The 6,669-nt window shown below is 41.1% G+C and carries 4 protein-coding genes and 1 pseudogene; 3 read left to right on the forward strand and 2 right to left on the reverse strand.

From position 1 onward, the window contains the following. Positions 1-3: 3 nt before the first annotated feature. Both V7L31_RS30140 and V7L31_RS30145 read right to left on the reverse strand, forming a co-directional pair. A complete protein-coding gene (locus V7L31_RS30140; protein WP_334699630.1) occupies positions 4-1,011 on the reverse strand; it encodes an SPFH domain-containing protein in 1,008 nt (335 codons plus the stop codon). A 142-nt stretch (positions 1,012-1,153) separates the two neighbouring features. After that, positions 1,154-1,588, reverse strand: coding sequence for an NfeD family protein (locus V7L31_RS30145; protein ID WP_334699631.1), 435 nt, complete (start codon positions 1,586-1,588; stop codon positions 1,154-1,156). A 232-nt stretch (positions 1,589-1,820) separates the two neighbouring features. On the opposite strand from V7L31_RS30145, the gene V7L31_RS30150 reads away from it, so the two are divergent. The 3 genes and pseudogenes from V7L31_RS30150 to V7L31_RS30160 all read left to right on the forward strand — a co-directional run. After that, entirely contained in the window at positions 1,821-3,854 is a 2,034-nt protein-coding gene (locus V7L31_RS30150; protein ID WP_334699632.1) for a PP2C family protein-serine/threonine phosphatase, read from the forward strand. Between the two features lie 292 nt (positions 3,855-4,146). Continuing rightward, entirely contained in the window at positions 4,147-5,859 is a 1,713-nt protein-coding gene (locus V7L31_RS30155; RefSeq protein ID WP_334699633.1) for an NACHT domain protein, read from the forward strand. Further along, positions 5,852-6,669: pseudogene (locus V7L31_RS30160) on the forward strand (hypothetical protein); the annotation flags it as partial. The gene V7L31_RS30155 and the pseudogene V7L31_RS30160, both read left to right, overlap by 8 nt.

Consider the following 6,669-nt stretch of genomic DNA (forward strand, 5'->3'; position numbering starts at 1 on the left):
CTTCTAAATAGAGCGGTTATTTTCTAATCCTGGTATTTGTTTAGAAAATAAATCGTTAGAGTCAACTTGACCATTTGAGATAACAGAACGCATACCCTCGAAAGCAGCAGGGATAGTGCGCGGATCTATAAATAGCACCTTGCTGCTATCGCTTTTACCAATTGTCGAACCCATATCTAGATAGCCTAAAGCAAACAGAACTTCGACTGCTTTATTGGCATTGGGATTTGTCTGGAGCTTTTGGGCTATAATTTCTGCTGATTCTGCGATCGCTTGGGCTTTCAAAACCTGCTGCTGACGTTCCGCTTGAGCTTTCAAAACTAGCGCCTTTTGTTCAGCTTCCGCTTGCAGAATTGTCGATTTTTGACGAGCTTCGGCATCCAATATTTGCGCTTCAGCTTTACCTTTAGCACTATTAACAGCAGATTCGCGTTCGCCCTCAGAAGTTAAAATTGCTGCCCGTTTGCGTCGTTCTGCCGACATTTGCAATTCCATCGATTCTCGCACTGCCTGAGACGGAATGATATCTCGCAGTTCTACCCGTGTTACTTTCACACCCCAAGGATCGGTAGCAACATCCAAGTCTCGTAACAAAAGTTCACTGATGTGGGAACGAGCAGTAAAGGTTTGATCTAACTCCAGTTGTCCCATTTCGGCACGAATTTGAGTCAGCACCATATTTATCATTGCCGACTGGAGATTTTCTACCTTATACCAGGCTTTTTCCATATCCACGATACGCCAGTAAAACACTGCATCTACCTCAATGCCAACGTTGTCACGGGTGATGCACTGTTGGGGAGGAATATCTAATACTTTTTCGCGGATAGTTCCCTGGTAGACAACTCTATCTAGGAAAGGAATGACGAAATTTAGTCCTGGTTCCAGTTTTTTGTTATAACTACCCAATCTTTCCACCAAAGCTTCATTGCCCTGATTGACGACTTTCACCGTTCCGGCTACAGCACCACCGCCAAGAGCTAAAAATACTAGTAAAAAAAACTGTTCCATTGTGAATCTCCTGGTTTTTAATAAAGAGAATGGGGAGTAGGGAGTGGGGAGTAGAGAGTGGGGAGATGAGGGAGAATTTGCAACAAGTCTTTCTCCTTGTCCTCTTCCCAATCCCCAGTCCCCAGTCCCCAATCCCCATTAACTAAGAATTCAACAGATTTTCTGGTACAACAATTAAAGTAGTACCTTCCCTCCTAACTACATAAACTTTTTGATGGGGTGGTACGGTAAATTTCTCATCATCACATCTTGCTTGCCAAGAATTTCCCTCATACCTTACCCGCCCTGTTTTCCCAGGCAGAATTTCTGTTAAGGTTTCGGCTATGACTGCATCCTGAATTTTCGATTTGCGTCGTCGCGGTTGCAAAAAACGACGGGAAAGCACAATTAGGGCTGTGGAAAGCAACAGCCAAACTATAACTTGCAACCATACACCTCCCATACCCACTCCAGACAGCAGCGCCACCACCAAAGCGCTAATTCCCATCATGAAGGCGACAAACGCCGATGGTAAAAACAGTTCCATTAAACACAGAACTGCTCCTGCCAGAAGCCAGATTAAGGTAAAACTTGGCATAGCGCCATCCTAGTCTCTACATTGACGTAAATGCATTTCTACGATTAGATACAGCCAGACGTAAGTTATTTACAGAAAGCAAAACTTGATATTTCTACCAATAATTTTGATTAATTTCAGTAACAACGTGTAGCTAGCAGTACACAAGTCCAGTTTATTCTAGCCTGCAAGTCATTGCCAGCTAAAGTTAATCGAAGTTCATGAGTTGATTGTTTTTTAAATTTATACCTTTATGATTTCTACCCAACTGATAATTTTTTGTATAAATCCACGCTGTAATAGCCCCATTAATCCAATGGGAGATAGTGTTTGTGCCAATTGCCAAACTCCTTTAGTTCACCGCTATCTTTGGGCGACTGGCTCATTGTCTGCTCAAATCCCACCAGGCACAAAGGTTGCAGACAGGTATGAAGTAATTAAACAGCAGATTTGGTTGGATACTCAACCGGGACTACCGCCAGATATACCTGAAGAATTGCCAACAGAAGTAACTCCTTATCTACGGTTATATCAAGAGCGGTTGCATTTACCCCAGGCTTATGGGTTTGCGAGTAACCTTGATGGAGATACAACTGATATCCTTTTATTGGAAAACGTGCCGATAGATAAGACAGGAAATATCTATCCAACTATCGTTGAGGCATGGGAGCAAGCAACAGCAGTACGACAAGTTTATTGGCTGTGGCAAATTCTCCAACTTTGGACACCTTTATCAGAACTGGGACTTAGCCACAGTTTACTAGTAATAGATAACTTGAGGGTCGAAGGTTGGTGTGTGCGACTGTTGGAACTCTACCAAACACCAGCAGATGAGAAACTGAGTTTACAAAGTCTAGGTGAATGTTGGCAGTTTTGGGTAGTGTCTGCCAAGGCGTCAGTAGCCAAAGGGTTACAGAACATAGTTCAGGAGATGTGTGAAACTGAGATTGAGTTAGAAGCGATTAATATTCAACTCAATCATTTACTACTAGCAGCTGCGGCAGAATTGCCATTAGTCTTGAAGGTGGCAGGCTCTACAGATATTGGCCCAATCATGGCGCAAAATGAAGACGCTTGCTATCCCAATGCTTTGAGTGATTTAGATGAACCTTTATTACGCCATTTGTCGATTGTTTGCGATGGTATTGGCGGGCATGAAGGCGGTGAGGTTGCTAGTAAGTTAACAGTGCAATCTGCAAAGTTGCAAATTCGCGCTTTACTAGCGGAAGTAACACAACAAACTGGACTTTTACCGCCAGAGTTATTACAAGAACAATTAGAAGCAAGCTTACGGGTAATAAATAATCTGATTTGTGCCCGCAATGATGAACAAAAACGCCAAGGCAGAGAACGCATGGCTACAACAATTGTCATGGCGGTGCAAATTCCCCAACGAGTCCAGACGAGAACTGGATGGCAATCAAATAATACCCATGAACTTTACTTAGCTAATATTGGCGATAGCCGCGCCTATTGGATTACTCACAATTATTGCCAGCTACTCACTGTCGATGATGATGTAGCGACGCGGGAAGTCCGCCTTGCAAAAAGCTTGTATCGAAAGGCACTTCTAAGACCAGATGCTAGTGCCTTAACTCAAGCATTGGGGACAAGAGATTCAGAATCTTTGCGTCTCAAGATTCAGCGATTTATTGTGGAAGAAGATGGCATCTTGTTACTGTGTTCTGATGGTTTAAGTGACAATAACTGGGTAGAACAATCTTGGCAGAATTATGCAATACCTGTGTTAACAGGACAAATGACAGTTGAAGATGCTGTCCACAACTGGATTAACTTGGCAAACGAAAAAAATGGGCGTGATAATACATCGGTTGTTCTGACTTATTGCCGTGTTTCCCCAGAATATTTAGTACCTGTGACTCCGGCGTTGCCACAAGAAATTATAGAAGCAGAAATACAAGAGGAAGAAGAACAAGCAGAATCAGAGGAAGAGGAACAAGCAGAACTAGAGGAAGTAGAGGAACAACAAGAGGAATTAATTTCCTTTACAGAAAGTTCGGAAACTCTGCTAGATTTGGATTTAGGTTTGGATCTAGATTTGGATCTTTCAGAGGAAAAACCTTTCATACCAGAAATTCGACCAACTTTCATTACAAAACCTAAACGGGATAAACGTTTGTTAAGACTGTGGGAAGTATTAGCATTGCTTGTAGGGGGTACAAGTCTGGGATTATTTGCTTGGTGGCAAATTAATCCTCAAGGATTCCAGCATATGTGTCGGCAACTTCCCCAAGGAGTGGAGCAATTTTGTTTGCCTAGAAAATAGCTGAAATAACACTCTCATCGGGTTTTTACCTATTGTCAGTCATAAAAATCAGAATGTTAATGACCAATGTTTGAACATTAGTCATCTTAGTTTAAGCGGGAGCCACTTCAGTTGTGATGTTGCTCAGAAAAGTTTTTGTATTTAGAGTGACGGTTTAACTAGTGAGATAATAATGTGAAGCGATCGCACCACACATAACTCTACATCACTCCACCACCCAAGAACTAGCAATGTAACTCAGTAAATATGCGATAAGGTAAGGGTATCACAACCTGCTCCCACCACAGGAAAGATGGATATTACCCTGGTAATTAAAGCTATTGCTGCCGCTACTGTTTCCCCAATCATAAATGCAGTTCAGCGTCACAAAACTGTAATTGAAATTAAAAAAAAGCTAGGAATTAATTCAGCACAGCCGCCAGAAAAATTTGACGATGTTTATGTTCATGCTCTAATAGAGTATGGTCTTGAAGTCAAGAATGATTTTGATAATACTCAGCTTGAGCTTAACCTGAAGTTTTTTGACAATCAAAAAATCAGAAAGGTTTTTTATAAAACTTTTTCATCAGCAAAGACATTGGATTTCAATTATCAAGAATGGAATCCATTAAGAGATGAGGCACAAAAAGATAGAATAGATGTTTTGCAGGTTCAGAAATTTCATCAAGCTTTTGTCGATGTAGCAAAACGCTCTATCAATCCAGGGCAACATATAACTAATATACAACTTCTAGAACGCCTGAATCAATCTACAGAACCCGTAGAACAGTCGCTCTATCCAGATGAGTTTAATAATAGACAACTTCAAGAACATCTAAATCAATTTACAGAACCTACAGAACAGTCTCTTTATCCAGATGACTTTAAAGCACTAATTGAAGAAAAAACTAAGGCATTTTGCGGACGGGTATTTGTATTTAAGGAGTTTGATGATTTCCTCAAAAAGTATCCTAAAGGTTATTTTACCGTGATTGGGGATGCGGGGATGGGGAAAAGTGCGATCGCAGCCCAATCCGTATCTAAATACAAAGCTATCTGCTACTTCAATATTCGCGCAGAAGGTCGCAATACACCAGAGCAATTTCTGCAAAGTATTCGTCACCAACTGATTAATCGCTATCAGTTACAGAATGCAGATAATGATAATTTACCTACTTTGCTGACGAAAGTAAATGAAAAGCTGAACGTTGGTGAACCCTTAGTAATTGTGGTTGATGCACTCGATGAAGTCGAGCAACCAGGGTCAGGGAATCTTTTAGATTTACCCAAAAATCTGCCAGATAAAATATATTTTCTGCTAACTAGGCGACGCTATGCCCAAAACGAAAAGCGCTTGTTAACTGAAGAAGTTCCAGAACAACAGTTAGATTTAACAGCCAATAAGTATGAAATTTGGAATCGAAAAGATGTGACAGAGTACATTAGTACATTTATCAATGATGAGCAGGAGCATCCTGGTTTAAAGGCATGGATTCAAAAACGCAACATTCAGCCGCCATATTTTATTGAGCAGGTAGCACAAAAAAGTGAAAATAATTTTATGTACCTGTACTATGTCTTACCCAGTATTGCTAGAGGAGATTATCAAGACTTGAGTTTAGAGGAATTACCTGAGAAACTTCAGGGTTATTATGAACAGCATTGGACGCAGATGGGAATGGAAACTCCAGAGAAGCGGACAAATGCGATTATCCTCTGTGTACTGGTTGAGGTAGGTAAACCGATTTCCTGTGAATCTATTGCCCGCATCACTAGTCGAGATGAATATGATGTCTTGGAGCTTTTGAATAAGTGGCTGGAATTCTTGAGAAAACAAAAACAAAATCAGGAAGACTACTATTCAATTTATCACCAAAGTTTTGCAGATTTTCTCCGCAACCAACCTACTCTAAAAAGAGAGAAAAAGAACAATAATATTGATTGGCAAGAGGTTCAACGTCTTATTTCCGATTCTAATGACCAATTGTGGGCAAGTCTAAAACCAGATGAGGATAAAGATGAGTAGTTTTGCTGAAAAATTTGCCCAGTTATCGTTAAGCGACCAGCGAACTATCCTTATTGACCCTCGTGTTAAAGCCAAGATAGGAAAGTGGAAAGCCTTTTATAAAAGACTGACTGATTTTGATTTTATCGATGCTAAAATCAAGCATTCTGATTTTGGTGTGCAGTCAATAATTGAGGATTATGATTTAATTAACAACTCAGAAATATTAAAGAAGCCAGAATATAATCCAGAGCAAATCAAAACGCTGAAATTGATTCAAGGAGCGTTGCGACTGTCAGCCCATATCTTAGTAAAAGATAAATTGCAACTAGCAGGGCAATTGTGGGGGCGAATGCAACACTTTGTAGTACCAGAAATTCAAGCAATGCTGGAAGTGGCAAAGCAGCAGCAAGTTTTACCTTGGTTGCGTCCATTAACATCTAACTTAATTTCCCCCGGCGGAAGTTTACTTCTCACCCTCACAGGTCATAGCGGCTCGGTAACAGCAGTAGCCGTCACCCCAGATGGCAAGCGGGTGATTTCTGCTTCAACTGACAAGACACTCAAACTCTGGAATCTGGAAACTGGGAAAAATGAGCAGACTTTTATAGGTCATACTGGCTCGGTAACAGTAGTAACCGTCACCCCGGATGGCAAGCGGGTGATTTCTGCTTCAACTGACAAGACACTTAAACTCTGGAATCTGGAAACTGGGGAGGATGAGCGGACTTTTATCGGTCATACAGGCTCGGTAACAGTAGTAGCCGTTACCCCGGATGGCAAGCGGGTGATTTCTGCTTCAACTGACAAGACACTTAAACTCTGGAATCT

The organism is Nostoc sp., from assembly GCF_036916655.1.
Lineage (GTDB): Bacteria > Cyanobacteriota > Cyanobacteriia > Cyanobacteriales > Nostocaceae > Nostoc.

Bases quoted from the DNA above. Each gene is read 5' to 3' on its own strand.
- V7L31_RS30150 (WP_334699632.1), top strand. From the start codon at position 1,821: ATGATTTCTACCCAACTGATAATTTTTTGTATAAATCCACGCTGTAAT.
- V7L31_RS30155 (WP_334699633.1), top strand. From the start codon at position 4,147: ATGGATATTACCCTGGTAATTAAAGCTATTGCTGCCGCTACTGTTTCC.
- V7L31_RS30145 (WP_334699631.1), bottom strand. From the start codon at position 1,588: ATGCCAAGTTTTACCTTAATCTGGCTTCTGGCAGGAGCAGTTCTGTGT.
- V7L31_RS30140 (WP_334699630.1), bottom strand. From the start codon at position 1,011: ATGGAACAGTTTTTTTTACTAGTATTTTTAGCTCTTGGCGGTGGTGCT.